Genomic DNA, 26,952 nt, shown 5'->3' with positions numbered 1-26,952 from the left:
CCCCCGCCACCGACAGCTTCATCGCGGGCAGGCGGCCGATGCGGTCGGCGCCCCAGGCCCACGGCAGCACGCCGAGCGCGAGCCCGGTCGTCGCCGCGGAGACGCTGAGCGCGGCCTGCGGCGCGGTGACGCCCAGCGTCGCCGAGATCTCCGGCAGCACGCCCTGCACCGCGTACAGCTCGGCGAACGTCGCGATGCCCGCCGCGAGCAGCGCGGTCATCATCCGGCGGTACCGGCGCGCCTCGTCGTCGCCGCGGTGGTTGCCGGCGTCGAGCCCGGCGTCGAGCCCTGCGTCGAGCCCCGCGTCGAGCCCGGGGCCGGGACGGGAACGAGTGTCGTGAAGGAGTGCCACGGCGACCACCTTAGAAGTGCTCCACGAACATGACTAATGCACAGGTGTCCCCTTCCCATACGATGACGACATGAATGATGTCGAGCTGCGGGACCTGATGCCCGACCTGCCGGTGCTCGTGGAGTTCGCCCGCACGGGCAGCGTGACCGGGGCGGCCGACGAGTTGCGGCTGCCCCAGCCGTCGGCGAGCCGCGCGCTGGCCCGGCTCGCCGCCCGCAGCGGCGTGGCCCTGACCCAGCGGGAGGGCCGCGGACTGACGCTGACCCCGGCGGGCCGGCAGCTGGCCGACGCCGCGGCGGAGGCGCTGGCGATCGTCGTCGACGGGGTGATCGCCGCGCGGCGCAGCGAGGCCGCGCAGAACGCGCTCGTGCGGGTGGCGTACCAGGCGGTGCTGGGGGAGAGCTACCTGCCGCGCGCGATCACGCGCTTCCGCGCCCGGCACCCGTCGGTGCGCTTCCACCTCGTGCACGGCTCGCGGGCCCGCTGCATCGAGGCGGTGCGGGCGCACGAGGTCGACATCTCGATCGTCGCCGACCCGCCGCAGCTCGACGCGCTGCGCACGGCGCCGTTCTTCCGCGAACCGATCGTGCTCGTGGTGGCCCGCACGCACGCCCTCGCCGCGCTCGGCCGGGCGGTGCGCCCGCAGGAGATTCCCGCCTCCGAACTCATCATGCTCGCGCCGGGATTCGGCATGCACGACTCGGTGCGGGCGCTGTTGTCGCTGCCCGCGGAGGCGGACTTCACGTTCGAGGTCGACGATTCGCGCCTGGCCCGCGGCCTGGTCGCGACCGGGGCGGGGGTGACGATCCTGCCGATGAGCCGCAGCGACCCCGGCGAGAACGTCGTCGAGGTGCCGATCGACGACCCCCGGGCCGAGCGCCGCGTCGGGGCGCTGCTGCCGCACACCCCCGGCGACGTCGTCGAGGACTTTCTCGCCACGCTCTCGTCGATCGCCGACTACCGGTGGGCCGCGGCCGGTCTCACTCGATCCCGAGCGCGCTGACGAGGCGGGTGAAGGCGCCGCCGAGCCGGTGGTCCAGCGCCAGCCGCGACATCGCCGCCGGGTCCTGCACGGCCCGCGGGAGCGCGACGTCGATCTGCGGCAGGTCGATGTCCCGCACGACCCGCACGACGGTCGGCGCGGCGTCGAGGTAGGCGTCGGCCTCCAGGAGCCGGGTGCGCTGGGCGCCCTTGATGCCCGGGTCGCCGGCGGCCAGCGCCGCCCGCACCCCGGCGAGGTCGCCGTAGCGCCGCAGCAGGGTGGCGGCGCTCTTCGGGCCGATGCCGCGCACCCCGGGCAGCCCGTCGCTGGGGTCGCCGCGCAGCACCGCGAGGTCGGCGTAGCCCGGACCGTCGGGCACGTCGTACGTGGCCCGCAGATAGGCCTCGTCGACGACGTCGGGCTCGCGCACCCCGCCGCGGGCGGTGTACAGCACCCGCACGCCCGCGGCGTCGTCGACGAGCTGGAAGAGGTCGCGGTCGCCCGTGACGACGTCGACGGGCCGGCCCGCGGCCGCCAGCCGGGTGGTCAGCGTGCCGATGACGTCGTCGGCCTCGAACCCGGCGGCCCCGACCCGCGGGATCCCCACGGCGGCCAGGGCGTCGGCGATGACCGGCACCTGCGGAGCGAGCTCGTCGGGGGTGTCCTCCGCCTCCTGCGAGCCCTCCGCGAGGCGGTGGGTCTTGTACGTGTCGATGGCCGCGACCCGGAACGCCGGCCGCCAGTCGTCGTCCCAGCAGGCGACGAGCCCGCTCGGGCGGTGCGCGGAGACGAGGGTGGCGATCATGTCGAGGAAGCCGCGCACGGCGTTCGTCGGCGGCTCGGCGGGATCCTGGCGGCGGTCCGGCACGCCGTAGAAGGCCCGGAAGTACAGCGACGCCGAGTCCAGCAGCATGACGCCTCGCCCGTCGGTCATCGCCAACCTCCCGCTTCCGGCCGCGCGCCCCCGGCGGGAGCGTGTCGGCGCCTCATCGTGCGACGGGCGCGGCGGGGGTGTCCAGTTCCGGGCCCGTCAGCACCGGGCGGCATCAGCTGGCAGCGGCCGGCGCCGGCCCTCAGCGGGAGACGGGCGCCACCTGCGCGCCGAGCACCCGCACGAGATCCTGCGGGGCCACCCCGATGTCGAAGCCGCGCCGACCTCCGGAGACGTAGATCACCTCGCGGGCCAGGGCGCTCTCGTCGAGCACGGTCGGCAGCCGGCGCCGCTGCCCGAAGGGGCTGATGCCGCCGACGACGTACCCGGTGGTGCGGGCGGCGACGGCCGGGTCGGCCATGGCGGCCCGCTTGGCCCCGAACGCCGCCCCGGCCGCCTTGAGATCGACGTGCACGTCGACCGGCACGACGACGACCCCGAGGTCGGTGTCGTGCCCGCCTCCCTCGAGCCGGACGAGGAGGGTTTTGAAAACTTCGCCCGGATCCAGACCGAGGGCCTGCGCGGCCTCCGTGCCGTAGGACTGCTCGCGGGGGTCGTGGGCGTACTCGTGCTCGGTGAAAGGCACTGCGGCGGCAGTCAGTTCCACCGTGGCGGGGGTGCCGCCACCACCCTTGTGACGCGTCTTTCCTCGGCTCATCACGCCAGGGTGTCAAAGCCGTCTCCGAGGCCGTCGCCAACCCCCGCGACAGTGTGAACGGCGCTGCGCGACAAGTACATTCGTCCAGGTCAGCTGGCCTTTTGCGCGAAAGGTGCCGTTAACTAGCCGCGCCCCGGCGTGTCGGTCGGGACACGCCGGGAATGGGCGAAACTCACGACTCGCTTACCATCTCCTGACCCGCCGCGATGACCTGGGTGGATAGGGCGTCGACGCAGGTCAGGGCTTAGTTGACAGTCCGGATCGGCGGGTTACCGTGGAGTGGTCGTCGCCGGCGTCACCAGGTCGGCGGTGGCTCTGGGAGCCCTCCCCCCAGACCGCGGTGTTCACCTCGCCCTCACCTTCGAGGAGCGAATCACGGTGTGCTGCCACGGATCTGTCGCTGATGACTCCTGGAGCCAGCAAAGCCAGTCGAGCGGCGACCACAACAAGGTCCGTCGCTCAGTAGAAAACAGGCTCGCCAGGCTCGCCTGGTGGCGCTGAGTCTGGCCCCAACGGCGTACGGACCTTGTTCATGTCCGCCCGGTCCCGCCTGCGGCCGGCCATCCGGTCGGTCACCGGTTGCGGGACACGGCGGGGTCGGGAGCAGGAGGGGCCCGGCCCCGCCCCGGGCGCGACCACGCCCCGGCCGCCCCGGCCCCGGATCTCGCGGCCGCCGGCTCCGTCTCTGGGCTCTGGCATCGGCCCCGCTCTCTGGCACCAGCACCGCGCTTTGGCATCACCCCTTGGCTCCGGCACCGGCCCCGGGCGACAGCCGCGCCCGGACACGGACCGGGCGGCGATGCCGCACCCATCGCGATGGCCTAGCCTGACGGGGTGCTTCGCCGTGTCGGCTGTGCCCTGGTCGCCGGCCTCCTGCTGTGGACCGCCTTCCCGTCGCTGGGGTGGTGGCCCGCCGCGCCGCTGGGCGTCGGCCTGCTCGCGCTCGCGACCCGCGGCGCGCGCCCCGGCCAGGGGTTCGCGCTCGGCCTCCTCGCCGGCTACACCTACTTCGGCCCGCTGCTGTGGTGGTCGGGCACCTACGTCGGCCACTTCCCGTGGTTCGCGCTGACCACCCTGCAGGCGCTGTACGCCGGGCTCATCGGCCTCGCGTGCGCCGCCCTGCAGCGCCGACAGCTGCTGTCCCGGGCACCTGACGACCCCGAGCCCGCGCTCCGGCCGCTTCTCGTCGCGCTCGTGTGGGTCGCGGGGGAGTGGGCGCGCGGGCACACCCCGTTCGGCGGCTTCCCGTGGGGCCGGCTCGCGTTCAGCCAGGCCGACTCCCCGTTCGCCCGGTTCGCGGCGCTCGCGGGCGCCCCCGGGGTGACGTTCGCGGTCGCGCTCGCCGGCGCCGCTCTGGCCGCCGCCGCCCTGGCCCTCGCCTCCGCCGCCACCACCGCCGTCCCAGCCGGCTCCGCTTCCTCCGGTTCCGCTTCCTCCGGTTCCGCGCGTCGGGGCGCGCTGCGGCGCCCGGTCGTCCGGGCCGTCGGCGCGCTGACGGTGGCCGGCGCGCTGCTGCTGGCGCCGCTGGCCGTGCCGGTGCCGACGGGGGTGGGTGACGGCACCCCGACCGGTCGGGTCCTGGCGATCCAGGGCAACGTGCCGCAGGCCGGCCTCGACTTCAACGCCCAGCGCCGCGCGGTGCTCGACAACCACGCCGACGTCACCCGGGCTGCGGCCGCGCAGGTCGACCAGAGCGGCGCCCCCCGGCCCGACCTGGTCGTCTGGCCCGAGAACGCCTCGGACATCGACCCGCTGCGCAACATCGACGCCGACCGGGTCATCCGCAGCGCGGTCGCCGCGATCGGGGCGCCGACGATCGTCGGGGCGGTGCTGTCCGAGCCCGACCCGAACGTCTCGAACACGAGCCTGCTGTACGCCCCGGACGGGCAGATCGTCGACCGCTACACCAAGCAGCGGCCGGTGCCGTTCGCCGAGTACATCCCGTTCCGACCGTTCTTCCGGCTCTTCTCCGACAAGGTCGACCTCGTCGTGCGCGACTTCGCCGCCGGCCACGAGGTTGGCGTGTTCCGGGTGTCGACCGCCTCCGGCGGGCAACTCGCCGCGGGCCTGAGCATCTGCTTCGAAGTCGCCATCGACGACGTCGTGCGCGCCAGCGTGCTCGACGGCGCGAACCTGCTGTCGGTGCAGACGAACAACGCGACGTTCGGGTACACCGACGAGTCCGTGCAGCAGCTGGCGATCTCGCGGATCCGCGCCATCGAGCACGGCCGCTCCGTCGTGCACATCTCCAACGTCGGCGTCTCCGCGCTCATCACCCCCGACGGAACCCCGCACCAGGAGACGGCGTTGTTCACATCGGCGATCCTCTCCGGCGAGTTGCCGCTGCGCACGGCCACCACGGTCGCCACCCGGGTGGGCCCGGTGCCGGAGTGGATCGCCGGCCTGCTCGTCGTGGCCCTGCTCGCGATCCGGCTGGGGCACGCGCTGACCGCTCGGCGCCGGCGACGCACCCCCCAGCCGACCGCGGCGAGGACCGAGACGACCGAGACGAGCCAGACGACCGCGACACCCGCTGCGCGAGAAGGAGCCCGATGACCGGCGAGACCCAGACCTCCCCGGACGCGGCGCCTCGCGGTGAGCTGTCGGCCCCGATCGTGCTCGTCCCCACCTACAACGAGCGCGACAACCTGCCCGCCCTCGTGCAACGGGTGCGCGCCGTCGAACCGGCCATCGACATCTGCGTGCTCGACGACGCCTCACCCGACGGCACCGGCGACGTCGCCGACGAGCTGGCCGCCGCCGACCCCCGCGTGCACGTGCTGCACCGGCCCGGCAAGGAGGGTCTCGGCGCCGCCTATCTGCACGGCTTCGCGTGGGCGCTGGAGCGCGGCCACGACGCCGTCATCGAGATGGACGCCGACGGCTCGCACCGGCCCGAGGACCTGCCCCGACTGCTCGCCGCCGCGCGCGACGCCGACGTCGTCATCGGCTCGCGCTGGGTGCGCGGAGGCAGCGTCGTCAACTGGCCGGCGCGCCGCAAGGCGCTGTCGCTGGGCGCCAACGCGTACGCCCAGCTGTGGCTGGGCATGCCGGTGCACGACGCGACGGCCGGCTACCGCCTCTACCGCGCGGCGGCGCTGCGCACGATGGGGCTGCGCGACGTGGCCTCGCAGGGGTACTGCTTCCAGGTCGACCTCACGTGGCGGGCCGTGCGGGCCGGGCTGCGCGTCGTCGAGGTGCCGATCACGTTCGTCGAGCGCGAGCACGGCACCTCGAAGATGAGCGGCGACATCGTGCGCGAGTCGATGGCCCGGATCGCCTGGTGGGGCCTGGAGTACCGCGGCGCCCAGCTGCGCGGCGCGCTGAACCGGCTCCGGCGGCGCCCGGACGCGGCGACCGCAGCGCCCACCGCAGCGGCCACGGCCGAATCCGCCGGGTCTGCCCAGGAGACAGCCGAGCCGACCCATCCCACCGGAGAAAGGCACTCGTCATGACCCGTCGCCGCGGCCGCGTGCTGACCTTGCTCGCGTTGGCCCTGCTCGTCGTGCCGCTGCTGGAGGTGCTCGTCATCATTCAGGTCGGCCGGGCGATCGGCGGCTGGCCCACGCTCGCCCTGCTCCTCGTGGAGTCCGCCATCGGCGCGTGGCTCGTGCGCCGGGAGGGCACCCGCGCCTGGGAGGCGCTGCGCACGGCCCTGACCACCGGCCGCATGCCCGCGGTGGAACTCGTCGACGCGGCGCTCGTGCTCGTCGGGGGAGTGCTGCTGCTGGCTCCGGGGTTCATCACCGACATCGTCGGGTTCTTCTTCGTCCTGCCGATCAGCCGCCCGATCACCCGGCGCTGGCTCGAGGCGGCCGTCGAGCGTCAGCTGCTCGCCCGCGCCGGGATCGTCCGCTCCGACGTCGTCTAGGCGAGCCGGCGACGGCTGACGCGCCCGAGCGCCACGCGCCACCGCGGAAGACGTCGCCCGGGATGGCTAGCGTGGCAGGCATGCGACTCGCGTTCTTTCACGGGGCGGGCGGCTACGACGAGGACCGCCCACTCGCCGCGGCCGTCGCGGCGGCTCTGGGGGCCACGCTCGACTACCCGCGCCTGCCGGATCACGACATGTCCGTCGCGGGATGGACGACGCCGATTATCGCCGGCCTGCGGAGCCTGAGTGCCGGCGACCGCGTCGTGGCGCACTCGTTCGGCGCCTCGATGATGCTGCAGGCCTTATCTCGGCCCGTGCCGGCACCGTCGGGCGCCGTCCTGCTCGCTATGCCGAGCTGGGCACCCGACGCCTGGGACGTCGCCGACTACGCGTTCACCGGTCCCGAACCCGCGACGCGGCTTCGACTGCACCACTGCCGAGACGACGACGTGGTGCCCTTCGGGCATCTCGCGCTGAATGCCGCCCTGCTTCCGTCGGCGGCCCTGATCGAGCATGACGTCGGTGGTCACCAGTTCGATGGCTTGGCTCAGGCGATCGCGGCGTCGACTGACTCCGCGTCGGGGGTGCCGCGGCCCCCGCGCTGACGCCGGGACATGACGAAGGCTCCACCCGCGCCGGGTGGAGCCTTCGTCGTAGCGAGTGGATGTCTCAGGCTGTGCGCTTGGAGCCCTCCCCACGAGCCGCGCGCAGCAGGTCGAGACGCTCCTCGAGCAGCTCTTCGAGCTCCCCGACGGAACGCCGTTCCAGCAGCATGTCCCAGTGCGTGCGGGCGGCCTTGGTCGGCTTCTCAACCGGCTCAGGGCCGTCCACGAGCTTCGCCGTCTGTCCGCAGCGGCACTCCCAGACCGGGGGTACATCGGCTTCCACGGAGAACGGCAGCTCGCTGACGTGCTGGTTCGAGCAAACATAGCGGGAGATCCGCCGTTCGGACAGAACGACGTTCTCGTCGCTCTCCATGCTCAGGGCACTCAGGTTCGTGCCTCGCAGCGACCGCTCGGCCATTGTGTGTTCCTCCATCGTTCAAGCCCCGGCCCCCAGGGTGCTGGAGCGGGTACGTGTCCACCAACGCCTCGATCGGCCGCGATGTTCCGGTCGATGGCGTCAGGTCTTGACTTCCCATAAGTGTTCAGTTAGATGCATCCGTGCTTTCCCCTGCTTCCCCCCACCGGAGCACGGGCCGTGCGCGCTACTGCGCGAACTCCCAGTGCCACGGTTCCGGCTTCGACCCTCCGGGCTGGGCCCAGGAGGGGTGATAGAAGCCGAACAACGGCGCGTGCTGCTGCATCCACTGATGCTGCACCGTGCCGAAGCTGTCGATCCCCCCACACAGGTCGACCGCGAGGCCGAGCCCGTGGTTACTCGTGCCCGGTGTCGCCGCCAACGTCGGCTTCCGGGCCTTGACGTCCACCTGCGCCGCGTAGCTGCGGTACGTGTCGGTGACGCACAGATTGGTGCCGGTGTCCTTGCGATAGGCCGCCGCGAGGGCGGTGAGCGCGCGCGCCGCGGCCGGTCGCATCATATGCCCTGGAAAACCGTCCACGCCGCACAGGGCGGTCGCCGGGAACATGCCGTTGGCGTAGTCGCCGCTGTCCTGCGTGCACAGCGGGGTGCTCGTCATCGTCGTCAGGCTCGCGACGTCCACCCCCGACGTGCCGGGCGCGGCGACCCCGAGCTTGTCGAGCTCGGCCCGCCGGCCCGCCGCCCGCTTCTGCAACGCGACGAGCGCGGCCTGCTGCGCGGCGACCGAGCGTTGCACCTGGCGTTGCGCGGCCTCGGCGCGGTCCGTGGCCGCCTCGCGCTCCCGGCGCGCCGCCACCGCCTCCTGGGCGGCCTGCCGCTGCGCGGTCGCCAGGGCGGCGTACCGCTTGCCCTCGGCGAACCGGTTCTTCGCGAGGTAGTCGATGAGGGCCGCGTCGTTGCCGCGCTGGCTCAGTTCGACGATCGCGGCGACGTCGCGCAGGGAGGACGAGCCGTTGACGTAGGCGTCGTAGGCCATCGCATCGACGTCGCGCCTGGCCTGGGCCGCCTGCGCGGTGAGCTTCTTGAGCCGGGCCAGCTGCTGCTGTTCCTTTGTGCGGGCAGCCTTCTCGGCGGCCCGCGCGCGGGAGACCGCGTCCATCGCCGCACCGGACTTCGCGGCCAACTCGCTGAGCTCGGCGGTCGCGGCGGCGATCTCCTTGTCGGCCCCGGCCAGCTGCGTGCGCAGTTTCTCCGCCTGCGCGAGCTGCGCCTTGACCTCCTGCGGCGTCAGCGGCTCGGGCTCCGCCCCGGGACGCGCCTTCTGGGCGTCGGAACCGGCGGTGGGGTCAGAGGGGTCGGCGGCGGAGGCGCCGGCGGCGGGTGTCGCCAGGCCCATGGCGAGGGTGGCGATCGCGATCAACGCGGCTCCACGGCGTCGCGCACTCATGTCGTCCCAATCTTCTTCGGCCCCCCGGATGATCAGTGACGCGGCGGCCTTCGTCGGGTTCCGCGCCGCCGTCGTGTCGCTATCGCCCCCGCGAACACGTCGACGGTGCTTCTATCGACTGCGCCGCGCCCAAGGTTACTCATCCCCAGTACCCATCCGTGTCGGACGCATGTCCAGCCAATCCGGCTGTGCTCCGTGCAAATTGCCTCGACCTGCGGTCTTTGACGAGGGGTGTCGACGACGGTGACCACGATCACGTCGGCGCGTCGTATTCTGCCGCCTCCAGGTTTCCCTCGCACGGCGGCGGGGTAGCGTCATGGTGTCCGGTCGACGACCGGGAGTTCAGCGCGGACAGGCTGCCGACGAGACGCGGTAGTGACATCGTCACGGCACGCCGTGCAGCCGCCTCGCCACCTCGTGACGAAGGAGAAACCTATGGGCCTGGGTGACAAGATCAGCAACTCCGCCGAAGAGATGTCGGGCAAGGCCAAGGAGGCCACCGGCAAGGCGACGGACAACGAGCGCATGGAGGCCGAGGGCAAGGCCGACCAGTCGAAGGCCAACGTCAAGCAGGCCGGCGAGAACGTCAAGGACGCCTTCAAGAACTGACACTGCGGCGCTGACAGCGACGGGGCCGGTGCGGATCGTTCGCACCGGCCCCGTTCGCGTGTCCGAAGCGAACAGTCGGTCAGCGCCGGTCAGCGCCGGTCAGCGCCGAGGGGTCGGGGCGGGACCCTGGGCGACCGCGCGCTCCACGCCGGCCAGCCCCTCGGCGGAGATGAGGCCGAGGTCGTGGGCCAGCCGCGCCGCCTCGTCGTAGGTGTCGACGGCGTAGACCCCCTCGCGGGCCCAGTCGGAGCGGGTGCGCTCGTCGATGCCGACGACGTCGTGGATGAAGACCGCGACGACGTGCTCGCCGTAGCCGCGCCGGGCGGCCAGACCCACCTGGGCGTCGGCCTGCCCCGAGTCGCCCACGAAGACCATCCGGCACTCGGGGAACAGCTCCCGGTCCCGCGCGATGTTCTCGCTCTTGCGGGCGGCGATGGCGGTCTTCGTGTGCAGGTTGAGCAGCGAACCGCCCATGACAGTGTGCGGTGGCAGGTCGAGATCGTCGAGCTTGTTCAGGGTGTACCTCTCGAACAACCCTGCGGGACCACCCGGCCGGGCGGTGACGAAGGTCAGGTCACCAGGGCGCCCGGGGTCACGGGCCGCCCCCTCGTCGAGCGCCCGCAGGAAGGCCTCGACACCGGGGTACACGGTTCCCTTGGGGTAACGGGTGTCGTGAATCGCACACTTCACTGTGTCGTCGATGTCGCAGAGCACCCGGATGTCGTCGACCGCGCCGGTGACCTGCGCCTGCGCGGCGATGTGCTCCAGGAGCCGGTCGCGGGGCGACTCCGAGAGCTCGTCGTAGACGATCCGCTCCAGGTCGTGCATGTCGCCCGCGTTGTTGAGCAGGTACTTCACGCGCTGGAAGCGCTCGCCCTCGAGCGAGCGCAGCAGGGCGACGACCGCCGCCTGCCCGCCGGCCGACATCCCGCCGGTGTGGGCGTCGTACACGAGGCGGGCGATGGCCTGCTCCGACAGGTCGTGCAGGCGCGGCACGGCCTGGCCGCTGGGCACGGTGTTGACGTAGAGCGCGCCGGGCCGCACCCGGGCGTCGATCGCCGTGACCCCCTCGATGACGTCGCCGTCGATCTGCGCGTCGCGCGGAGTCGGTGTCTCGATGCGCACGTGCTCGCCGCGCCGGTAGCGCAGGCCCGTCGGCGGGCGGTAGCGCGGGCGCACCCCGGTCGCGGCGATCTGGCTCCACTGCCACAGGTTCTCCGGCTCGACGACGACGAGGCTGAGGGCCCCGTCGTTGGGCCGCAGGTCCGGAACGAGGCGCAGGCCGTACGGCAGCCGGCCGTTGTTGGCCACGAGCAGCGACCAGGCCCGCACCTGCCGGGGGTCCTCGCCCTGGACGCTGACGCGGAAGTCCATCGGCTCGGCGTCGAGGCGGCGAAGCCCGGGCAGCACGTACGAGGCCGCGCCGGCGCGGGACTTGGCCTCCTGGCGTACGTCGCGCAGCGTGCGGGCGTCGTGTCCGATGCCGGCGACGACGACGAAGGAGTGCTCGAGCTGCCCGTCGGTCGTCGTCAGGGTCGCCAGGCCGAGGTCGGCGGGTTGCGGTGCCCCGGCGACGGCGACCTGGGCGCGCACCTCCGGGGTCAGCGCGGTCAGGCCCGCGTTGACGGCGAACAGGTTCGCCGTGCCGGCGGGAAGCACTCCGAGCGCCACGTCGGTGCCGGCGAGGGCCGCGGCGACCTGCGTCGTCGTGCCGTCTCCGCCGACCGCGACGACGACATCGGCCCCGGCCTCGACGGCCTCGGTCGCCTGCCGGTACCCGGGGGAGTCGGCGGTGGTCTCGTAGATCGTGGGTGGCGCCATGTCGAGGCGCTCGCAGGTGGCGCGCACCCGCGCGATCGCATCCGGGGCCCCGGGCAGGATCGGTTTGACGACGACGGCGACGCGGCGGGTTGACGACATGCGCCGATTGTCACAAACCAGACGCCCGGTGAGCGGACAACGGGTGCGTGATGCCCGCCTCCCGGCGCGATGTCCGTGGCAGGGTCGGGGCATGAACGCGTCGCCGGAGCACCTGCCGTCGTGGGCCCGACCCCTGGGGCTGCAGCCGCACCCCGAAGGCGGCTGGTTCGCCGAGACGTACCGCAGCGGCGTCGAACTGCCGGCCGCCGCGCTGCCGGGCGACTACCCGGGTCCGCGCGCCAGCGCCACCTCGATCCTGTTCCTGCTGCAGCCCGGCGAGGAGTCGGCGTGGCACCGGGTGCGCTCCGACGAGTTGTGGCTACACCAGCGCGGCGGTCGCCTGGAACTCCAACTCGGCGGTTCCGGCGCGCAGCCGGAGCCGGGGCAGCGCCTCGTGCTCGGCCCCGACCCCGACACCGGCGACGCGCTGCAGGCGCTCGTGCCCGCCGGCGTCTGGCAGCGCGCCGCGCCCGCCGGGCCGGAGCCGGTGCTCGTCGGCTGCGTCGTCACCCCCGGCTTCGACTTCGCCGACTTCACGCTCTGGACGGGGCCGGCACCGGCTCCGTGACCGGCACCTGACTGGCCCCCGGCACCGGAAATTGCGCGATTCCTCCGGCGCCGAAGGTCGCGCCGTGAGACGGTCACGACGGACGACGTCGCAGGCAGGCGGGGCACGTGATCGACAAGGTGATCTCGCGGGAGCGGGCCGCGGAGATGATCGTCGACGGTTCGACGATCATGATCGGCGGGTTCATGGGGTGCGGCAACGCGCACTACGTCATCGAGGCGCTGGTGGCCCGGGAGCCCAAGGACCTCACGCTCATCTGCAACGACGCCGCCAAGCCGGGCTATGGCGTCGGAAAGCTCGTGGAGCACCGCATGATCCGGCGGCTCATCGCCTCCCACGTCGGGCTCAACCCGATGGTCGCGCAGCAGCTGCACGACGGGTCGCTGGAACTCGAGCTCGTGCCGCAGGGCACGCTGGTCGAGCGCATCCGGGCGTTCGGCGCCGGTCTCGGCGGGGTGCTCACGCCGACCGGCATCGGCACGCCCGTGGAGGAGGGTAAGCGCGTCATCGAGATCGACGGCAAGAAGTACCTGCTCGAGACCCCGCTGCACGCCGACATCGCGCTCATCAACGGGTACAACGTCGACCCCTACGGCAACGTCTGGTACAAGGGCACGCAGCGCAACTTCAACTACGCGATGGCGATGGCCGCGACCACCGTCATCTGCGAGGCCGACCATCTCGTCGCGCCCGGCACGATCCCGCCCGAAGACGTCGTCACCCCCGGCGTGTTCGTCGACCACATCGTGCAAGGAGGCGAGCTCTGATGGCGACCACCATGACCAAGGAACAGATCAAGCACTTCATCGCGCGGCGGGTGGCCCGTGAGCTGAGCAACGGCGACTTCGTCAACCTCGGCATCGGGCTGCCGACGCTCGTGCCCGCCTACCTGCCCGACGACATCGAGGTGATCCTCGAGGCCGAAGACGGCATCGTCGGAGTCGGTTCCGCGCCCGCCGAGCAGGAGGCCGACCCGCGCTACGTCGTCGACGCCGGTGGCAGGCCCGCCACCGTCACCGTCGGCGGGGCCTTCATCGACTCGATGACCTCGTTCACGCTCATCCGCGGCGGCCACGTCGACGTCACCGTGCTCGGGGCGCTGCAGGTCGACGAGGAGGGCAACCTCGCGAACTGGATCATCCCCGGCAAGATGGTGCCCGGAATGGGCGGCGCGATGGACCTCGTCGTCGGGGCGCGCACGGTGATCATCGCCATGGAGCACACCCAGAAGGGCGAGCACAAGATCCTGCGCCGCTGCACGCTGCCGCTGACCGCCGTGTCGTGCGTCGACATGATCGTCACCGAGATGGGCGTGCTGCGTTTCGTCGACGGCACGCTGACGCTCACCGAGCTGAACCCCGAGTACACGCTGGAGGAGGTGCGCGCGGCGACCGAGGCGCGGTTCGTGGTGGCCGAGCCGCTGGCTCCGATGGAGTGAGGCTCGGCTACTCGGGCAGCACCCACTCCTCGGGGGAGACGTACGCCGCGATGTTCGCCAGCCGCTTCTGCGCGTTGGCGATCTCGCGCACGGCCTGGCCGAGGATGCTGCGGTCGATCGACGACATGCGGGCGACGACGATCCGGTCGGTCGGGTGGCGACCCTCGCGAATCTGCATGAGCTGGTAGCTCAGCCGCAGCCGCTGGATCTCCTCGTACGACTCGACGAGGGTGTTCGCCAGCGCGGTCGGCAGGACGGCGGTGCCCGCGGCGGCCCGTAGCCGCGCCGGGGTCGACAGCTCCGGGGAGCGCACGAGCAGGGCCGCCCAGCGCGCCATGTTCGTCAGCGCGATGAGGGCGTCGTGCTTGACGTCGAACGGTGAGTTGCGCCGGGTCAGCGCGTCGAGGGTCGAGCGTGACCTCGCCCGGTTCGCCAGCGCGGCGTCGAGCAGCAGCCGCATGCTGCCCGGGTGGTCGGGCAGGGTGCGCAGCGTCGTCGCCGTCGGAGACGGTTCGCCGCCGAGCCCGCGGGCGTCGCCGAGCAGCGACGTCATCATCCCGCCCTGGTTCGCGACGGGGTCGGCGACCCAGCCCCTGGCGGCGGAACGCCACTGCGCGGCGTCGCGGGAGAACGCCGGCCGCCGGGCCGCCGCGCCGTGCTCGTCGCAGGTCAGCCCGGCGCGGGTCAGCAGCGCCTCGACCTGCGTGAACGCCGCCCGGTAGGCGTCTCGCCGCGCGTCCGGCAGGGCGGTCGGAAAGCTGACGGCCGACTCTAGGTCGGAGCTGAACACCGCCTCCCGGCGGGCGTTGCTGCCGAGCACCAACCAGGTGAACTCCTCGCGACTCAGGTCGTCGTGCTCGGCGAGCACGAGCTCGAGGGCGCGGCGCACGGTGATGTCGACGATCCCGGAGTAGACCGCCACGACCCGCAGCGAATCCAGGCCCCGCTGCAGCAGCAGCGAGGCCAAAGCCGGCGCCTGCGCGAAGCGCTCGGTGAGTTCGTCGCCGTCGCGGGCGTTGCGCAGCTGCTCGTGCAGCATGACGTCGGCGCTCGCGGGGGAGCGGGTGAAGTCCCGCAGGGTCACGACGCCCAGCAGCCGGCCGTTCGGGTCGAGCACGAGCGTGGCGTCGTCATCGGCCTCCAGGAGGCGGATGAGCACCTCCGCCGCCGGTTCGCCCGGCCGGGCGTGCGGCGGGTCGGGGTCCGCGGCCGCCCCGACCGGCTCGTCGGGCGCCATGCCGGCGGCGATCCGGGACCGCAGCCGCGCGTCGGTCATCAGGCCGTACCGGCCCCCGCCGTGGTCGACGACCGCGCTGCGGTTGCCGTCGGCGGTCACGGCGGCCGCCGCCTGCGCGATCGTCACGTGCGGCGCGACGACGGTGGCCGGGTCGAGGAGGAGGTCACCGACGACGCTGTACGGCGGGAGCGGGCGGGAGCGCGCCGAGGAGCGCACCGTGTTCGCGAGGAATCGGGCTCCCGGATGCGTCGCGAACGCGCGCAGGGTGTCGGCGCCGCGCAGGTAGGCCACCGTGGAGTCGGTCTGGGCGACCCCGCGAGGACCCACCGGTTGCCCGGTGAGCACCCCGGTGAATCCGAAGACGTCGCCGCGCACGGCCGTCTCGTCGGGCTCGGTGTGGGCCGGCCCGCCCGGCGGCCAGGGCGTATTCCACAGCGCGACGCGCCCGTCGAGCACGAGGCAGACGCCGCGCCCGGTGTCGCTGAAGCCGTCGAGCACGAGGTCACCGGCGCGGTGCCGCACGACCTGCGCCGCGGCGGCCAGACGCGCCCGGGTCGCGTCGTCGAGTCCGTCGAAAGGCGGCACGTCCTCGAGCAGCGCGAGCAGGCCCGCCGCTGTCGCCTCGGCCGCACCGCCCTCCGCGGAGGCGGGGTCCGCCACGCTCAGCTCCCGACCGCCGGCGGGTCGGGGATCGCGTAGCCGGAGGGGGCGACGGTCTTGTCGAGGGCGGCGCGCCAGGCTCCGGAGTCGATGTACTGCGTGAGCGCGGTGTTGACCTTCTCAACGGTCGCGGTATCGCCCTTACGCACGCCGATACCGTACCGCTCGTCGGAGAAGCCGTTGCCGACGACCTTGAGCACGCCCTTGTAGTCGGGCTGCGAAGCGAACCCGGCGAGGATGAGGTCGTCGGTGCTGACGGCGTCGACGTTGCCCGCGACGAGGTTGCGCACACACTCGGAGTACGTCGGCACCTCCCGCAGCGTGATGCGCCCCCGGTAGTTGTTCTGGATGTACGCGGCCGAGGTCGTTCCGGCCACCGAACACAACGTCTTGCCGTCGAGGCTCTCCGGGCCGGTGATCGAGACGTCGTTGCGGCGGATCAGCAGGTCCTGGTGAGCCACGAAGTACGGGCCCGCGAAGTCCACGCGCTGCTGGCGCTCGGGGGTGATCGTGTACGTGTCGACGACGAGGTTGACCTCGCCCGACTCCAGGGCGCTCTCGCGGTCGGCCTTGTCGATCGGCACCCAGGTGATGTTCTGGGCGGGCACGTCGAGCGCGGCCGCCACGTAGGTGGCGGTCTCGATGTCGAAGCCGGAGTAGCTGGTTCCCTCCTTGAGGGAGACGCCGGGTTCGTCGGTGGCGACGCCGATGCGCAGGGTGCCGGTGCCGCTGGCCGGAGGCGGGGTGACCGACGCGCTCTGCCCGCCGGAGGAGCACCCGGACAGGCCGAGCAGGATCGCCGTGGCGGCGGCGGCGAGCGCGCGCCGCGAGATGGGGGAAGCCATGAGCTGGAAACCTTTCACGTGCCGCGCGCCGGTCAGGAGGTCGGGTGGGCCGAGTCGTCGGACCCGGCGGTGGACAGTTCCGGAGACTGTTCGGCCCGATCGGGGTACGTCGGGCCGTCGTCGGTCCACAGCGGCGCGATACGGCCTCCGGTGTAGGCCAGCACGTTGCGACGCACGACGAGCCAGCCCAGCACCAGCAGCAGGGCGAGGATCGGGATGCCGAACACGACGACGAGGAAGTTGGTCTTGTGCCAGAAGTACGGCGAGGACTGCCAGCCCGAGATCGCCATGCTGATGACGACGAAGACGAGGAACGCCAGCCCCAGGTAGCTGGTCCACGGGGAGCCGGGCATCCGGAACCGGCTCTTGGGCACGACACCGCGGTCGCTGAGCCGGCGCAGCCGCAGCTGGCACAGGAAGATCGTGGCCCACGTGAACAGGATGCCGATGGCGGCGGCCTCGAGCGCGACCTCGAAGGCCGACGGCGTCAGGGCGTTGAGCACGGCGCCGAAGAGGTAGACGACGCCGGTCATGACGATGCCGGCCCACGGCACCCCGGACGAACTCATCTTCAGCGTGAAGGCGGGGGCCTGCTTGGCGATGCCGAGGCTGCGCAGCACGCGGCCGGTGGAGTACAGGCCGGAGTTCAGGCTCGACATCGCGGCGATGATGAGCACGGCCTGGATCGCGGTGCCGATCCAGTTCAACCCCATCCGGTCGAAGACGGTGACGAACGGGCTGATGCCGGCGGTGTATTCGCTGGTCGGCAGGATCGAGACGAGCAGCAGCACCGACCCGCAGTAGAAGATCGCGATCCGCATGATGACGGCGTTGACGGCCCGCGGCACCTCGCGCTCGGAGTCGGCCATCTCGCCCGCGGCGATGCCGACGAGCTCGATCGAGGCGTAGGCGAAGACGACACCGGACATCACGATGATCGGTCCGTACCAGGCGAAGTCGCCGGTGTGCGGCCAGAACCCGCCGGGGTTGCTCCAGAGGTTGTGGAAGCCGGCCTGGTGTCCGCCGACATTCATCTGGAAAAGGACGACGACCGTGCCGACGACGAGGAAGACGATGATGGCGGCGACCTTGGCGACGGCGGCCCAGAACTCGAACTCCGCGAAGGCCCGCGCGGACAGCAGGTTGACGACCATGACGACGGCCAGGGCGATGAGCACCGTGGCCCACGTCGGCATCTGCGGCCACCAGTACTGGATGTACAGGCCGACGGCCGACAGTTCGGCGATGCCGGTCAGCGCCCAGTTCATCCAGTACATCCAGCCGGTGACGTAGGCGCCTTTCTCGCCGTAGAACTCGCGCATCCAGGAGACGAAGGCGCCGGAGGTCGGGCGGTAGAGCACCAGCTCGCCGAGCGCGCGCATGAGGAAGTAGGCGATGACGCCGACGAAGGCGTAGCTGAACAGCAGGGCGGGGCCGGTGCTGTGCAGCCGGGAGGCGGAACCGAGGAAGAGTCCGGTGCCGATGGCGCCACCGATGGCGATCATCTGCACGTGTCGGCGGCCGAGGGTCTGCTTGTAGCCGACCTGTTCGGCGGCCAGGCTGTTGGCCTGCGTGGGGGGTGCGGTCATAAGGGATCCTCACGGAACGATGACGGCACTTCTGCAGGTGGCCGCCCGAGACCACTGATGATCCTCGGGTTCGCCTGTCACGTAATAGTTTCCGGATGTTTCGATATTGTTCGCGAACTCAGCGTGCTCTCAGCGGAATTTCGCCCCTCCCGCGGTGACCAGCGATGTGGCCTCGATCACAGGCGTTCGCGCAACCAGGCGAGGTCGGCGGCCTGGGCCTGTTCGCCGCCCGGGGTCTCGACGACGACGGGGGCGCCGGCCGCGCGCACGACGTCGGCGAGGTCGCCGGGGTCGATGTGACCGGCTCCGAGGTTGGTGTGGCGGTCGGCGCCGGAGTCGAAGGTGTCGCGGGAGTCGTTGGCGTGCACCAGGTCGATGCGGCCGGTGATCGCCCGGACCTTCTCGACGACCGTGCCCAGGTCGTTGCCGCCGGCGTGAGCGTGGCAGGTGTCGAGGCAGAAGCCGACGGTGTCGCCGCCGGCGACCGCGCCGATGGCGTCCCAGAGCCGGGCGATCGCCTCGAGGCGGCGGGCCATCGCGTTGTCGCCGCCGGCGGTGTTCTCGATGAGCAGCGGCACCGGCATGTCGAGGCCGTCGATGCACTTGCGCCAGTTGTCGAAACCCTTGGCGGCGTCGTCGGTCTTGCCGAGGTGGCCGCCGTGCACGACGACGCCCTTGGCGCCGATCTGGGCGGCGGCGGTCAGGTGCTGCTGGAGGAGCTTGCGGCCGGGGATGCGGATGCGGTTGTTCGTCGAGGCGACGTTGATGGGGTAGGGGGCGTGCACGTAGAGGGCGACGCCGGCGCTCTCGGCGGCGGCCTTGAGCGCGTCGGCGCCGCCCTCGAAGCGCACGACCGGACCCTTGTACGACTGCGGGTCGCCGAGGAAGATTTGCACGAGGTCGGCGCCGCGCTGCGCGGCCTGCGCAATCGGGTCCTCCTGGTCGACGTGGGCTCCCAGGGGCAGGGACGAGGGCGGGGGAGTGGCCTGCGACATGGCCGCCACTCTAGGCGCCGCGCCCGGGGTCAGGCTCCCGGCAGGAGGCGGCGGGCGACCTCGACGCGCGGGCCGAGGCGACGCAGGTGCTCGGCGAGCTCGTCGCCGGCGGCGCGCAGGGCGTCGTCGTCGACCGGCTCCAGGGCGTCGAGGATGAACAACGCGCTGGTCGTGGCGTCGGTCAGCTGGGTGCGGCGGCACTGGCGCCAGTTCCAGCGGCGGCACGTGACGCCGGCGTCGTCGGCCCAGACGACCTCACCCGGCTCGGGGTGTTCGATGACGCTCTCGCCGCCGGAGGCGGTGTCGAACGGCTCCTCGCCGGTGGCCCGCAGCAGCCGGGGCGGCCCGACGTAGCGGGCGAGATCCTCTCCACCGAGGGGGATCTGGTGTCGCACGCAGATCGCGTTGTAGATGTCGGTGAGCCGGTTGACCCTGGGCAGGCCTGTGGCGGCGCGGCGCAGCAGGGCCTCGAGGCTGTTGCGGGTGCGCTGGGGCTTGGCGCCGAACGCGCGGTAGGCCTCGCGCCACGCGGCGACGTTCGGTAGCTCGGTGACGGGGGAGTCGGCCATGGCCTCGGCGGCGGCCGCCTCGGCCTGCGCGAGCAGCGCCTCGCTGCGCTCGTCGCTGTCGCCGGGTTCGAGGCCGTCGACGGCGAGGAGCAGCGCGCGGTAATCGGGCCGCAGCGCGAGCACCTCGTCGGCGACGCGGGCCCCGCGCAAGAACGCCGTCAACTCGGCCATCGCGTGCACTCCCGTCGTCGCCATCCCGGTGCCCGGGCTCGGGCCGACGTTAGCAGGGCGCCGGATACCGGCTGCGAACGGTGGCGCCGCCTGGTCATTGCCCTCGCTTGCGCGCTGGCACGACGCTGGCATGTGACTGGTAACGTGCTGCCATGGAGGCAGTGGTAGACACCATGGGCAGGATCGTCGTTCCCAAGGCGCTGCGGGAGCGGCTGGGGTTGACACCGGGCACTCGGGTGGACATCTCGGCCTACGGCACGGGTCTTCAGATCGTGCCCGCCGGGCGCACGGCGCGTCTGGTTCGGGACGCGGACGGACGACTCGTCGCCACCGGTGACACCACCATCGACGACGACACGGTCTTCTCGCTCATCGACGCCGGACGGCGATGAGTCGCGATGAGTCGTGATGAGGCCGCGATGAGTTCGGACCCCGTGGCGTGCGACGCGAGCGTCGCCGTGCCGCTGCTCGTCCAGACTCACGAGGCGCACGACCGCGTGGCCGCCTGGGCGCGGGGGCGTGATCTCGCGCTCGTCGGTCACGCGCTGGTCGAGACGTATTCGGTGCTGACGCGGCTGCCGGCCGGCATCCGTCTCGAGCCCGACGACGCGGCGGCCGTCATCGACGCGAACTTCACCGTCATGGACGCGGCGGCACGCGAGGGAGCCGATGCCCACCGACGTCTGGCCGCGGCAGGCATCGCGGGGGGCGCGTCGTACGACGGCATCGTGGCCATGGCCGCGGCCGACGCCGGACTGGGGCTGGCCACGCGTGACCAGCGCGCCAGGGGAACGTACGACGTGGTCGGCGTGCGCGTCATCATCGCGGACTGAGTGGCACCAGCGTGGGACCGAGAGCTCAGCGGCCCTTCCGATCGAATTGACACCCGTGTCATTTACCCTCGACGCGTGAGCAGGGCGACCGTACGGGAAGCGACCGTGGCCGATGTCGACGCTCTCGTGCGGCTGCGGGCCGAGATGTTCACCGCCATGCACGTGAACGACACGGATGGAGCCTGGCGCGACGAGGCCCGCGAATGGTTCGCCGCCAGGCTCGACGATGCGGACTACTGCTTCGTGGTCGTCGAGGTCGACGGCCAGGTCGTCAGCTGCGCCTCGGGGGCGATCCGCGACGCGGCGCCGTCACCGGCCGTACCCGATGGCCGCGACATCCTCATCAGCAACGTCTGCGCGGCGGCCGAACTCCGGGGCCGCGGCTACGGCGGCGCGGCGTTTCGTGCCGTGCTGGCCTGGGCCCGCCGCACCGGCGTAGGCCGCGCCGAACTGATGGCCACTGCCGACGGCCGTGACCTGTACGAATCGGCCGGCTTCCAGGACGTGTCGTTTCCGGCGATGCGAGCCACGCTGGAGAGCGCTCGATGACGGCGTCCCCACTCCCACGAGCCCCGTCGTAACGCCGATAATCGACATTATGTCATTACGCGGTTGGTGCACCGCGCTGGATGAGCGGGCGTCGCCCCCGCTGCTCTCCCCTGCGCATCACCGACGCTGACCCGTGAAGCCGTGTCACCGCGGCCGGCGGCGATGTCAGCGTCGAGCCCGCGTTCGAGTCCGGCCCGGTCGAACCCGAACTCCGCGTTGGCGTCGTCCAGTTCGGTGCGCCTGCCGGTGTCGGTGAGCTCGCGCGCCAGGACGAGGGATGCGGTGACCAGATCGGCCCGGACGCGGCACAGCTCGTCGAGATGCTTCACCCAGATCACCGCAGCGGCCGCCCGTTCGGGTACCCGTCAACGAGAGCGGTCATGGCGATAACTGAACAGAAAACTGTCTAGAAAGCAAGAGCGCATGCGCGGACAGCGAAGCCCGGAAGAGCGTGGTAAATCTGCCGCGACTACGCTGGCGAATTTCCCACTATCTTCGGCGCCTGCGCCCCACTGGACGCCAGCGCGTGAGCGATCGGCGTCCGCGACGAGCGTCAGCGCGCGATCGCGCGGCTCCAATCGGATCGGTGCTGCTCGATGAAATGTGTTGTGTTGCGCCAGTGGTCGCCGTGGAAGTCGAGAAACATGCTCGACCAGGGCTCGCGTCCGATCTCATGGGAGGTGCGCAGCAGTTCGTACATGGCGCGGGCGCGATCGGCCATCAGGGTCGGCAGCTGCTCGCGGAGAGCCTGGTCGGCGTCGTAGCCGTCGATGAAGGCAGCGAGACGCGCTGCGCTGGCACAGACGTCGGACTCGGGAAACAGGTGCCCGAACGAGATCGCAGCGTAGGCGACGTCCCATGACCGACTGCTCGGGGCCGCGCCGTCCCAGTCGATGAAGACCAGCCGGTCCCCGTCGATGACGAGGTTCCACGTGGCCAGGTCGTTGTGGCAGATGAGATCGGCGTGCGGTGCGGGCAGCAACCCCGCGGGCCAGTCCGAGGGAACGGGCAGCCGGGCGCTGACGTCGTGGATCCTGCGGATCAGCACCCCCACCCGCCGCACGACGTCGACTCCTAGCGGTGCGATGTCGATGGCCATTGTCCCGGGCACGAAATCAAGAACGAGGCGCCCTTGCTCGTCGCGTCCGTGCGTTCCGGGCACGTCGATACCTGTCTCGCGCAGAGTCTCCATGAACGCTACGACGCGTGCCGTCGTCGCCAGCCAGGGCTTGCGGACTGTGTCACCGACACGGACGACCTCGCCCGACGTGTTGCCCCCGTCGAGCACCTCTGCCTCACCCATGCCGAGACCATAAGGGTCGAGTGCGCTCCCGCGCCCCGCCTCCGCCCTGCGCGCGAGAGCCACGAGCGTTCCCAAGCGACTTGATGCGGAATTGGCGCGCGAGTGCGCGTACTTCTGCCGGGCCTCCCGGACCTTCAACAGCGAGTGCGTACATCCGCTGCGGCACCGGCAGATCGCCGGGGCGCGAACAACCCCGAATAGCGTGGTAAATCTGCCGCGACTACGCGGGCGAATTTCCCACTATCTTCGGCGCCTGCGCAGGCCATCGCGTCAGACCCGGCCGACCCGTGGCATGAGGCGCCTAGCGGGAGCCGTAGCGGTACGGGTCGACGGGTCGAAGCCGCTTCGGCAGGCCGGCGACGACGGCGAGATAGGAGTCGGTGACGAGCTCCTCGACGAGGCCCTCCTCGAGCGAGCCGTCCGGGTGCAGCGTGATCCAGTGCCGCTTGTTCATGTGATAGCCGGGCGTGATGTCGGCGTGGGCGCAGCGCGGCCGCCTCCTGCGGGTCGGACTTGAGGATGACGACCGGCACGCCGGTGCGCGGCAACTCGGATTGCAGCATGAAGATCTTGTCGCGCACCGTGAAGACATCCCAGTCCGGGCCGAACGGGTGCTTGAGCTCCGAGGCCGGCAGGCCCCGCGCGACCTCGGCGGTGAATCGTTGCAGCTCAACGCCGTTCATCGCGCCCCACCACCCGCGGAACCATCAGAGCCGGAGCCGCGCAGGACCGAGGTCATCTTCTTGCCGCGGGCGACCTCGTCGACGAGCTTGTCGAGGTAACGGATCTGGCGCATGAGCGGGTCCTCGATCTGCTCGACCCGCACCCCGCAGATCGACCCCGTGATCAGCGACGCGTTCGGGTTCATCGCCGGCGCCCGCTCGAAGAACTCCTCGAACGTCACGCGATCGGCCAGCGCCCGGCTCAGGGCCACCTCGTCGTAGCCGGTGAGCCAGCGGATCACCACATCGACGTCGCCGGGGTCGCGGCCCTTGCGTTCGGCCTTCGCGACGTAGTGCGGGTAGACGTCCGCGAAGGCGGTCGTGAAGATCCGGTGCGCCATCGTGGTCCTCTCGGTCGGTCGTGGTTCTCGCTCAGGCCGAGCCGGCTAGGAGCACCTCGAGGGGGGCTCCCCGATCTGGGCCAATGTAGATCCGCTCGACACCGTAGAGGTCGACATCGACCCCGGCCGGCGTGACACGTGATCTGCGGCACCTTCCGTGTCATCCCGTAGCCTTCCCCGATGGAGCCGCCCCTGATCTCGCTCATCCTGTCGCCCGACACGCCGCCCGAGCGTCTCGTCGACCTCGCCCAGGAGGCCGAACGCCACGAGCTGCCGGAGATCTGGCTGTGGGAGGACTGCTTCGCGCAGTCGGGCCTCTCCCCCGCCGCGGCGATCCTGTCCGCCACGCGGAGGCTGCGCGTCGGCATCGGGCTGATGCCCGTGCCGCTGCGCAACGTGGCGCTGACCGCCATGGAGCTGACGACGGTCGCCCGCATGTTCCCCGGGCGCCTGCTGCCCGGCATCGGGCACGGCGTGCTCGACTGGATGGGCCAGGCCGGCGTCCGCGCCGCCTCCCCGCTGAGGCTGCTGCGCGAACAGGCCACCGCGCTGCGCGCGCTGCTCGCCGGCGAGGAGGTGACCGTCTCCGGGCGGTATGTGACGCTTGAGCAGGTACGGCTGCGCTGGCCCGCGGAGCCGGCGCCGCCGCTGTTCATCGGCGGTGAGGGGCCCAAGACGCTCGCGCTGGCCGGCGAGCTCGGCGACGGCGTCATCCTCACCGGGCAGCTGCCCCCGGAGACCACCCAGAATTCTGTGCGGACGGCGCTCTCGGCCCGCGCCGGGGCCGGGGTCGAGCGCCCGTGCGAGATCGTCCAGTTCGCGGAGGCGCCCGCAGACGGTTCCGTGGAGGAACTGACGGCCCTCGCCGGCCGCTTCGGCGCGGCGGGCGCGACCCGGCTCCCCCTGCTCGCCGTCGACCCCGACGGGCGGCCGGCCGGCGACGACGGCATCGCATCGCTCATCGCGACGATCGCGCGGGCGTGACACCTGGCGACGGGCGCCAGAGCAGCTACAGACTCGGCCGCCCCGAACCGAACGGCTCACCGGTCACCTGCACGAAGCGGTAGCCCTGCGCGAGGTAGTCGTCGATGATGCCGGGCAGCGCCGCGGCGGTCGCGGACGGCCCGACCTGCTGCGGGTCCTCCGCGCCGTGCTCGTGCAGCAGCAGGATCGTCGCCGGCCGGTCGCTCCACGGCGCGGAGTCGTGACGCAGCTGCTCGGGGGTCGGGTTGAGCCAGTCCTTGGGGTTCTGGGTCCAGCCGACGGTGGTCAGGCCCATCGCCGCCGACAGCGCGTCGACCTGCGGGGTCGTCAGCCCGAACGGCGGCCGCGCCAGGCACACCCGGGTGCCGGCGGCGGCGCTGACGGCGTTCGTCGCGCGCTCCACCTGGTCGGTGACCTGCGCGGGCGAGAGCTTGTCGAGGCGCGGGTGGTTCCAGCTGTGCGACCCGATCGCGTGCCCCGCGGCGGCGATCTGCGCGACGAGGTCGGGGTGCGCGCTCGCGTGCTCACCGGTCATGAAGAACGTCGCCTTGACCTTCTTGTCCGCCAGCGTGCGCAGGATCTGGCCGGTCACCTCGGCGCTCGGACCGTCGTCGAAGGTGAGCGCCACCACCCGCTCGTTGCTCTTGATCGAGGTGATGGCCCGCGGCTTCGGGCAGCCCTTCGTGCCGAGCGCGGGCGACGCCGAGGCCACCGCGGCCGTGGGCACCGCCACGTCGGCCGACGGCTGATCCGAGACCCCGCGGGCCGCCCAGCCGCCCGCGAACCCGGCAGTGGCCGCCATCGCCAGCCCGCTCAGCACGGAGACGGCACGCCGCCGTCGGCCGACGCGTCGCCGGCGGCTCGCCTGGCGCGATCCTGTCGGTGTTGTCGTCATCGTCGTTCACCGATCCTTCCCTGGATGCGTGTGCGCCCGCGGTGCGTCAGCGGTAGATCGCGACGTAGTCCACGAGCATGTGTGCGGGGAAAGGGGTTTCGGGTGGCGGCGGCTTGGGCCACGTGCCGCCGACGGCGAGGTTGAGGATGATGTGGAACGGCTGGTCGAACACCCACTCGTTCTCGCCGACGTCGGTGCGCCGGACCCGGTGGTACTCCTGGCCGTCGACCGAGAAGACGATCTCGCTCGGGCTGCGATCGATCGCGAACGTGTGAAATCCGTCGGCGAACGCCGCTCCGTCCGGGAGCCGGTACGGCGCGGTGAGGCCGGCCCGCACGTAACCCGGGCCGTGCACCGACGAACTGATCTCCCCCGGTTGGTCCCCCACCAGCTCCATGACGTCGAGCTCACCGGCCTTCGGCCAGCCGACCTGCGGCAGGTCCTCCCCCATCATCCAGAACGCCGGCCACAGCCCCGCCCCGCGCGGCAGCTGGATCCGGGCCTCCACCCGCCCCGGCTCCGCCGCCACCTTGCCCTGCGTCGTCAGCCGCGCCGACGTGTATTGACACCGGCCGTACCAGCACGTTCCCCGTCGTGTCCGGTCGGCCGTGATGACGAGCCGCCCCTGCCCGTCCAGCGAGGCGTTGGCCGGGTCGGTCGTGTACCGCTGCAGCTCCTCGTTGCCCCAGCCGTCGCCACCCTCCTGGGCGGTCCAGGCGGCCGGGTCGGGCCGCGCGCCCCGCGGGCCGTCGAAGTCGTCGCGCCACACCGTCTCCCGGCTGGTCGCCTGGTCAGCGGGCGGTTCGGGCTCCGATCCCGAGGGGCTCGAGCAGGCCGCGAGGGCCATCGTGGAGGCGGTGAGGCCGGCCGCGACCGCCCCGTGCACCCCGCGCCGTCGTCGACCCGTCGGCTCAGGCCGTGGTCGCCGCACGCTCGTCGAGCTCATTGTCGTCGACCATCTCATGCCAGGTCGGGGCGATGCGCTTGACGGCCTGCAGGGCCGCGAAGATCGCGAAACCGCCGAGCACGAGCCACAGCGGCTCGGTCTGGGTGCCGAGCGGGAAGTCCAGCGGGAGCATCGCGGCGGTCGTGGGGGCCACGGCGCTGATACCCGCGGCACTGAAGTTGTTGTACATCGAAATCACCAAGCCTTCTGTTGTCGGGTGACGGCGCGTAGGTACGCGTCCGCGTGCACGGCCTGCAGGAAGATCTCGAAAGGGATCTCCCACATCGTGGCCGCCAAAAGTTGTTCGCCCAGCCCCTTGCGGCTGACGGTCACGAATCTGTCCACGACGAAGATTCCCGGCTCTTCACAATCGAGGGTGTAGGTGGGGTTTGAATCCGCCGGTCTCGAGCAGTGATCTGGCGATGTAGTGGGTGAGGTTCCGGAAGCCCAGGGCGGAACCGCGGAGGTGTTCGAGGCGGCCGTTCAGGGCTTCGGTAGGGCCGTTCGACGTGCCGGGTCGGTCGAAGTAGGCCAGCACGTCGGTGGCGCGCTT

The 26,952-nt window shown here is 71.9% G+C and carries 32 protein-coding genes and 1 pseudogene; 13 read left to right on the top strand and 20 right to left on the bottom strand.

Annotation, left to right across the window (positions count from 1 at the left end):
- Positions 1 to 352, bottom strand: a pseudogene (locus tag PINTE_RS11465) (hypothetical protein); the annotation flags it as partial.
- A gap of 70 nt (positions 353 to 422) precedes the next feature.
- Here PINTE_RS11465 and PINTE_RS11460 point away from each other — a divergent pair.
- Entirely contained in the window at positions 423 to 1,355 is a 933-nt protein-coding gene (locus PINTE_RS11460; protein WP_068430427.1) for a LysR substrate-binding domain-containing protein, read from the top strand.
- On the opposite strand, the gene PINTE_RS11455 is transcribed toward PINTE_RS11460, so the two are convergent.
- Together PINTE_RS11455 and ybaK are read right to left on the bottom strand one after the other, a co-directional pair.
- Positions 1,333 to 2,268 (bottom strand): 5'-3' exonuclease, encoded by a 936-nt coding sequence (locus tag PINTE_RS11455; protein WP_068430424.1) that lies wholly within the window; start codon positions 2,266 to 2,268, stop codon positions 1,333 to 1,335. The two genes, PINTE_RS11460 and PINTE_RS11455, sit on opposite strands and share 23 nt — an antisense overlap.
- A 139-nt stretch (positions 2,269 to 2,407) precedes the next feature.
- Positions 2,408 to 2,923, bottom strand: coding sequence for a Cys-tRNA(Pro) deacylase (gene ybaK, locus PINTE_RS11450; RefSeq protein ID WP_068430421.1), 516 nt, complete (start codon positions 2,921 to 2,923; stop codon positions 2,408 to 2,410).
- A gap of 834 nt (positions 2,924 to 3,757) precedes the next feature.
- Here ybaK and lnt point away from each other — a divergent pair.
- From lnt to PINTE_RS11430, 4 genes are all read left to right on the top strand, one after another.
- On the top strand, positions 3,758 to 5,479 hold the full coding sequence (gene lnt, locus PINTE_RS11445; protein WP_084343500.1) for an apolipoprotein N-acyltransferase: 1,722 nt from the start codon (positions 3,758 to 3,760) through the stop codon (positions 5,477 to 5,479).
- Positions 5,476 to 6,378 (top strand): polyprenol monophosphomannose synthase, encoded by a 903-nt coding sequence (locus PINTE_RS11440; RefSeq protein ID WP_084343499.1) that lies wholly within the window; start codon positions 5,476 to 5,478, stop codon positions 6,376 to 6,378. The genes lnt and PINTE_RS11440 overlap by 4 nt, the downstream gene beginning before the upstream one ends.
- The gene (locus tag PINTE_RS11435) at positions 6,375 to 6,794 is read left to right on the top strand and encodes an FxsA family protein (protein WP_068430418.1); all 420 of its coding nucleotides are present in this window, start codon (positions 6,375 to 6,377) and stop codon (positions 6,792 to 6,794) included. The genes PINTE_RS11440 and PINTE_RS11435 overlap by 4 nt, the downstream gene beginning before the upstream one ends.
- Positions 6,795 to 6,874: 80 nt before the next feature.
- Entirely contained in the window at positions 6,875 to 7,402 is a 528-nt protein-coding gene (locus PINTE_RS11430; protein ID WP_068430415.1) for an alpha/beta hydrolase, read from the top strand.
- A gap of 64 nt (positions 7,403 to 7,466) precedes the next feature.
- On the opposite strand, the gene PINTE_RS11425 is transcribed toward PINTE_RS11430, so the two are convergent.
- Complete coding sequence (locus tag PINTE_RS11425; protein WP_068430412.1) at positions 7,467 to 7,820, bottom strand: RNA polymerase-binding protein RbpA; 354 nt, start codon at positions 7,818 to 7,820, stop codon at positions 7,467 to 7,469.
- 184 nt (positions 7,821 to 8,004) lie between these two features.
- Positions 8,005 to 9,225, bottom strand: a complete 1,221-nt coding sequence (locus PINTE_RS24350) for a D-alanyl-D-alanine carboxypeptidase family protein (RefSeq protein ID WP_157087195.1) — start codon at positions 9,223 to 9,225, stop codon at positions 8,005 to 8,007.
- A 435-nt stretch (positions 9,226 to 9,660) separates the two neighbouring features.
- Here PINTE_RS24350 and PINTE_RS11415 point away from each other — a divergent pair, with 435 nt between their 5' ends.
- Positions 9,661 to 9,834 carry a CsbD family protein gene (locus tag PINTE_RS11415; RefSeq protein ID WP_068430406.1) on the top strand — a complete coding sequence of 58 codons (174 nt, stop codon included), beginning with the start codon at positions 9,661 to 9,663 and terminating at the stop codon, positions 9,832 to 9,834.
- Positions 9,835 to 9,933: 99 nt separating this feature from the next.
- Here PINTE_RS11415 and PINTE_RS11410 read toward each other — a convergent pair whose 3' ends face one another.
- Positions 9,934 to 11,754 carry a diacylglycerol kinase family protein gene (locus PINTE_RS11410; protein WP_068430403.1) on the bottom strand — a complete coding sequence of 607 codons (1,821 nt, stop codon included), beginning with the start codon at positions 11,752 to 11,754 and terminating at the stop codon, positions 9,934 to 9,936.
- A 91-nt stretch (positions 11,755 to 11,845) separates the two neighbouring features.
- Here PINTE_RS11410 and PINTE_RS11405 point away from each other — a divergent pair, with 91 nt between their 5' ends.
- The 3 genes from PINTE_RS11405 (at position 11,846) to PINTE_RS11395 (ending at position 13,760) form a co-directional block, all read left to right on the top strand.
- Positions 11,846 to 12,322 carry a cupin domain-containing protein gene (locus PINTE_RS11405; protein WP_068430401.1) on the top strand — a complete coding sequence of 159 codons (477 nt, stop codon included), beginning with the start codon at positions 11,846 to 11,848 and terminating at the stop codon, positions 12,320 to 12,322.
- Between the two features lie 107 nt (positions 12,323 to 12,429).
- Positions 12,430 to 13,089 carry a CoA transferase subunit A gene (locus PINTE_RS11400; RefSeq protein WP_245642915.1) on the top strand — a complete coding sequence of 220 codons (660 nt, stop codon included), beginning with the start codon at positions 12,430 to 12,432 and terminating at the stop codon, positions 13,087 to 13,089.
- A complete protein-coding gene (locus PINTE_RS11395; RefSeq protein WP_281178878.1) occupies positions 13,089 to 13,760 on the top strand; it encodes a 3-oxoacid CoA-transferase subunit B in 672 nt (223 codons plus the stop codon). The genes PINTE_RS11400 and PINTE_RS11395 overlap by 1 nt, the downstream gene beginning before the upstream one ends.
- 7 nt (positions 13,761 to 13,767) lie before the next feature.
- Here the strand turns inward: PINTE_RS11395 and PINTE_RS11390 are convergent, their stop codons facing one another.
- The 5 genes from PINTE_RS11390 to PINTE_RS11370 all read right to left on the bottom strand — a co-directional run bounded on the left by PINTE_RS11390 (position 13,768) and on the right by PINTE_RS11370 (position 19,826).
- Positions 13,768 to 15,657 (bottom strand): putative nucleotidyltransferase substrate binding domain-containing protein, encoded by a 1,890-nt coding sequence (locus PINTE_RS11390; RefSeq protein WP_068430398.1) that lies wholly within the window; start codon positions 15,655 to 15,657, stop codon positions 13,768 to 13,770.
- Between the two features lie 2 nt (positions 15,658 to 15,659).
- On the bottom strand, positions 15,660 to 16,502 hold the full coding sequence (locus tag PINTE_RS11385) for a glutamate ABC transporter substrate-binding protein (protein WP_068430395.1): 843 nt from the start codon (positions 16,500 to 16,502) through the stop codon (positions 15,660 to 15,662).
- A 32-nt stretch (positions 16,503 to 16,534) separates the two neighbouring features.
- A complete protein-coding gene (locus PINTE_RS11380) occupies positions 16,535 to 18,091 on the bottom strand; it encodes an amino acid permease (protein WP_068430393.1) in 1,557 nt (518 codons plus the stop codon).
- Positions 18,092 to 18,267: 176 nt separating this feature from the next.
- Positions 18,268 to 19,086: a deoxyribonuclease IV gene (locus tag PINTE_RS11375; RefSeq protein WP_068430390.1), complete on the bottom strand. Its 819-nt coding sequence runs from the start codon at positions 19,084 to 19,086 to the stop codon at positions 18,268 to 18,270.
- A 29-nt stretch (positions 19,087 to 19,115) separates the two neighbouring features.
- Entirely contained in the window at positions 19,116 to 19,826 is a 711-nt protein-coding gene (locus PINTE_RS11370) for a B3/B4 domain-containing protein (protein WP_068430429.1), read from the bottom strand.
- A gap of 152 nt (positions 19,827 to 19,978) precedes the next feature.
- Here PINTE_RS11370 and PINTE_RS11365 point away from each other — a divergent pair, with 152 nt between their 5' ends.
- From PINTE_RS11365 to PINTE_RS11355, 3 genes are all read left to right on the top strand, one after another.
- Complete coding sequence (locus PINTE_RS11365; protein WP_068430387.1) at positions 19,979 to 20,218, top strand: AbrB/MazE/SpoVT family DNA-binding domain-containing protein; 240 nt, start codon at positions 19,979 to 19,981, stop codon at positions 20,216 to 20,218.
- Between the two features lie 6 nt (positions 20,219 to 20,224).
- Entirely contained in the window at positions 20,225 to 20,659 is a 435-nt protein-coding gene (locus tag PINTE_RS11360; protein WP_245642914.1) for a PIN domain-containing protein, read from the top strand.
- Positions 20,660 to 20,734: 75 nt separating this feature from the next.
- The gene (locus tag PINTE_RS11355; RefSeq protein ID WP_068430382.1) at positions 20,735 to 21,208 is read left to right on the top strand and encodes a GNAT family N-acetyltransferase; all 474 of its coding nucleotides are present in this window, start codon (positions 20,735 to 20,737) and stop codon (positions 21,206 to 21,208) included.
- Positions 21,209 to 21,255: 47 nt separating this feature from the next.
- On the opposite strand, the gene PINTE_RS23675 is transcribed toward PINTE_RS11355, so the two are convergent.
- The 4 genes from PINTE_RS23675 to PINTE_RS11335 all read right to left on the bottom strand — a co-directional run bounded on the left by PINTE_RS23675 (position 21,256) and on the right by PINTE_RS11335 (position 23,574).
- The gene (locus PINTE_RS23675; RefSeq protein WP_174524011.1) at positions 21,256 to 21,537 is read right to left on the bottom strand and encodes a hypothetical protein; all 282 of its coding nucleotides are present in this window, start codon (positions 21,535 to 21,537) and stop codon (positions 21,256 to 21,258) included.
- 224 nt (positions 21,538 to 21,761) lie between these two features.
- Complete coding sequence (locus tag PINTE_RS11345; RefSeq protein WP_068430376.1) at positions 21,762 to 22,511, bottom strand: phosphotransferase; 750 nt, start codon at positions 22,509 to 22,511, stop codon at positions 21,762 to 21,764.
- 301 nt (positions 22,512 to 22,812) lie between these two features.
- Positions 22,813 to 22,965 carry an MmcQ/YjbR family DNA-binding protein gene (locus PINTE_RS25060; protein WP_373280153.1) on the bottom strand — a complete coding sequence of 51 codons (153 nt, stop codon included), beginning with the start codon at positions 22,963 to 22,965 and terminating at the stop codon, positions 22,813 to 22,815.
- Between the two features lie 225 nt (positions 22,966 to 23,190).
- On the bottom strand, positions 23,191 to 23,574 hold the full coding sequence (locus PINTE_RS11335; RefSeq protein ID WP_068430373.1) for a DUF2200 domain-containing protein: 384 nt from the start codon (positions 23,572 to 23,574) through the stop codon (positions 23,191 to 23,193).
- 180 nt (positions 23,575 to 23,754) lie between these two features.
- Here PINTE_RS11335 and PINTE_RS11330 point away from each other — a divergent pair, with 180 nt between their 5' ends.
- Positions 23,755 to 24,558, top strand: coding sequence for an LLM class flavin-dependent oxidoreductase (locus PINTE_RS11330; RefSeq protein WP_068430371.1), 804 nt, complete (start codon positions 23,755 to 23,757; stop codon positions 24,556 to 24,558).
- 25 nt (positions 24,559 to 24,583) lie between these two features.
- On the opposite strand, the gene PINTE_RS11325 is transcribed toward PINTE_RS11330, so the two are convergent.
- From PINTE_RS11325 to PINTE_RS11310, 5 genes are all read right to left on the bottom strand, one after another.
- Entirely contained in the window at positions 24,584 to 25,360 is a 777-nt protein-coding gene (locus PINTE_RS11325) for a polysaccharide deacetylase family protein (RefSeq protein ID WP_157087194.1), read from the bottom strand.
- 139 nt (positions 25,361 to 25,499) lie between these two features.
- Entirely contained in the window at positions 25,500 to 26,339 is an 840-nt protein-coding gene (locus PINTE_RS11320; protein ID WP_068430365.1) for a glycoside hydrolase family 16 protein, read from the bottom strand.
- A 25-nt stretch (positions 26,340 to 26,364) separates the two neighbouring features.
- Complete coding sequence (locus PINTE_RS11315; protein ID WP_068430362.1) at positions 26,365 to 26,589, bottom strand: hypothetical protein; 225 nt, start codon at positions 26,587 to 26,589, stop codon at positions 26,365 to 26,367.
- Between the two features lie 5 nt (positions 26,590 to 26,594).
- Positions 26,595 to 26,732 (bottom strand): hypothetical protein, encoded by a 138-nt coding sequence (locus tag PINTE_RS22710; RefSeq protein ID WP_157087193.1) that lies wholly within the window; start codon positions 26,730 to 26,732, stop codon positions 26,595 to 26,597.
- A gap of 31 nt (positions 26,733 to 26,763) precedes the next feature.
- A partial coding sequence (locus tag PINTE_RS11310) for a transposase (RefSeq protein ID WP_174524010.1) occupies positions 26,764 to 26,952 on the bottom strand: 189 nt, incomplete at its 5' end.

The sequence above is a fragment of the Piscicoccus intestinalis NBRC 104926 genome (genome assembly GCF_001515525.1).
GTDB classification, from domain to species: Bacteria; Actinomycetota; Actinomycetes; order Actinomycetales; family Dermatophilaceae; genus Kineosphaera; species Kineosphaera intestinalis.
Note: the sequence above shows the minus strand (reverse complement) of the source record. Positions and strands in the feature narration are given on the sequence as shown.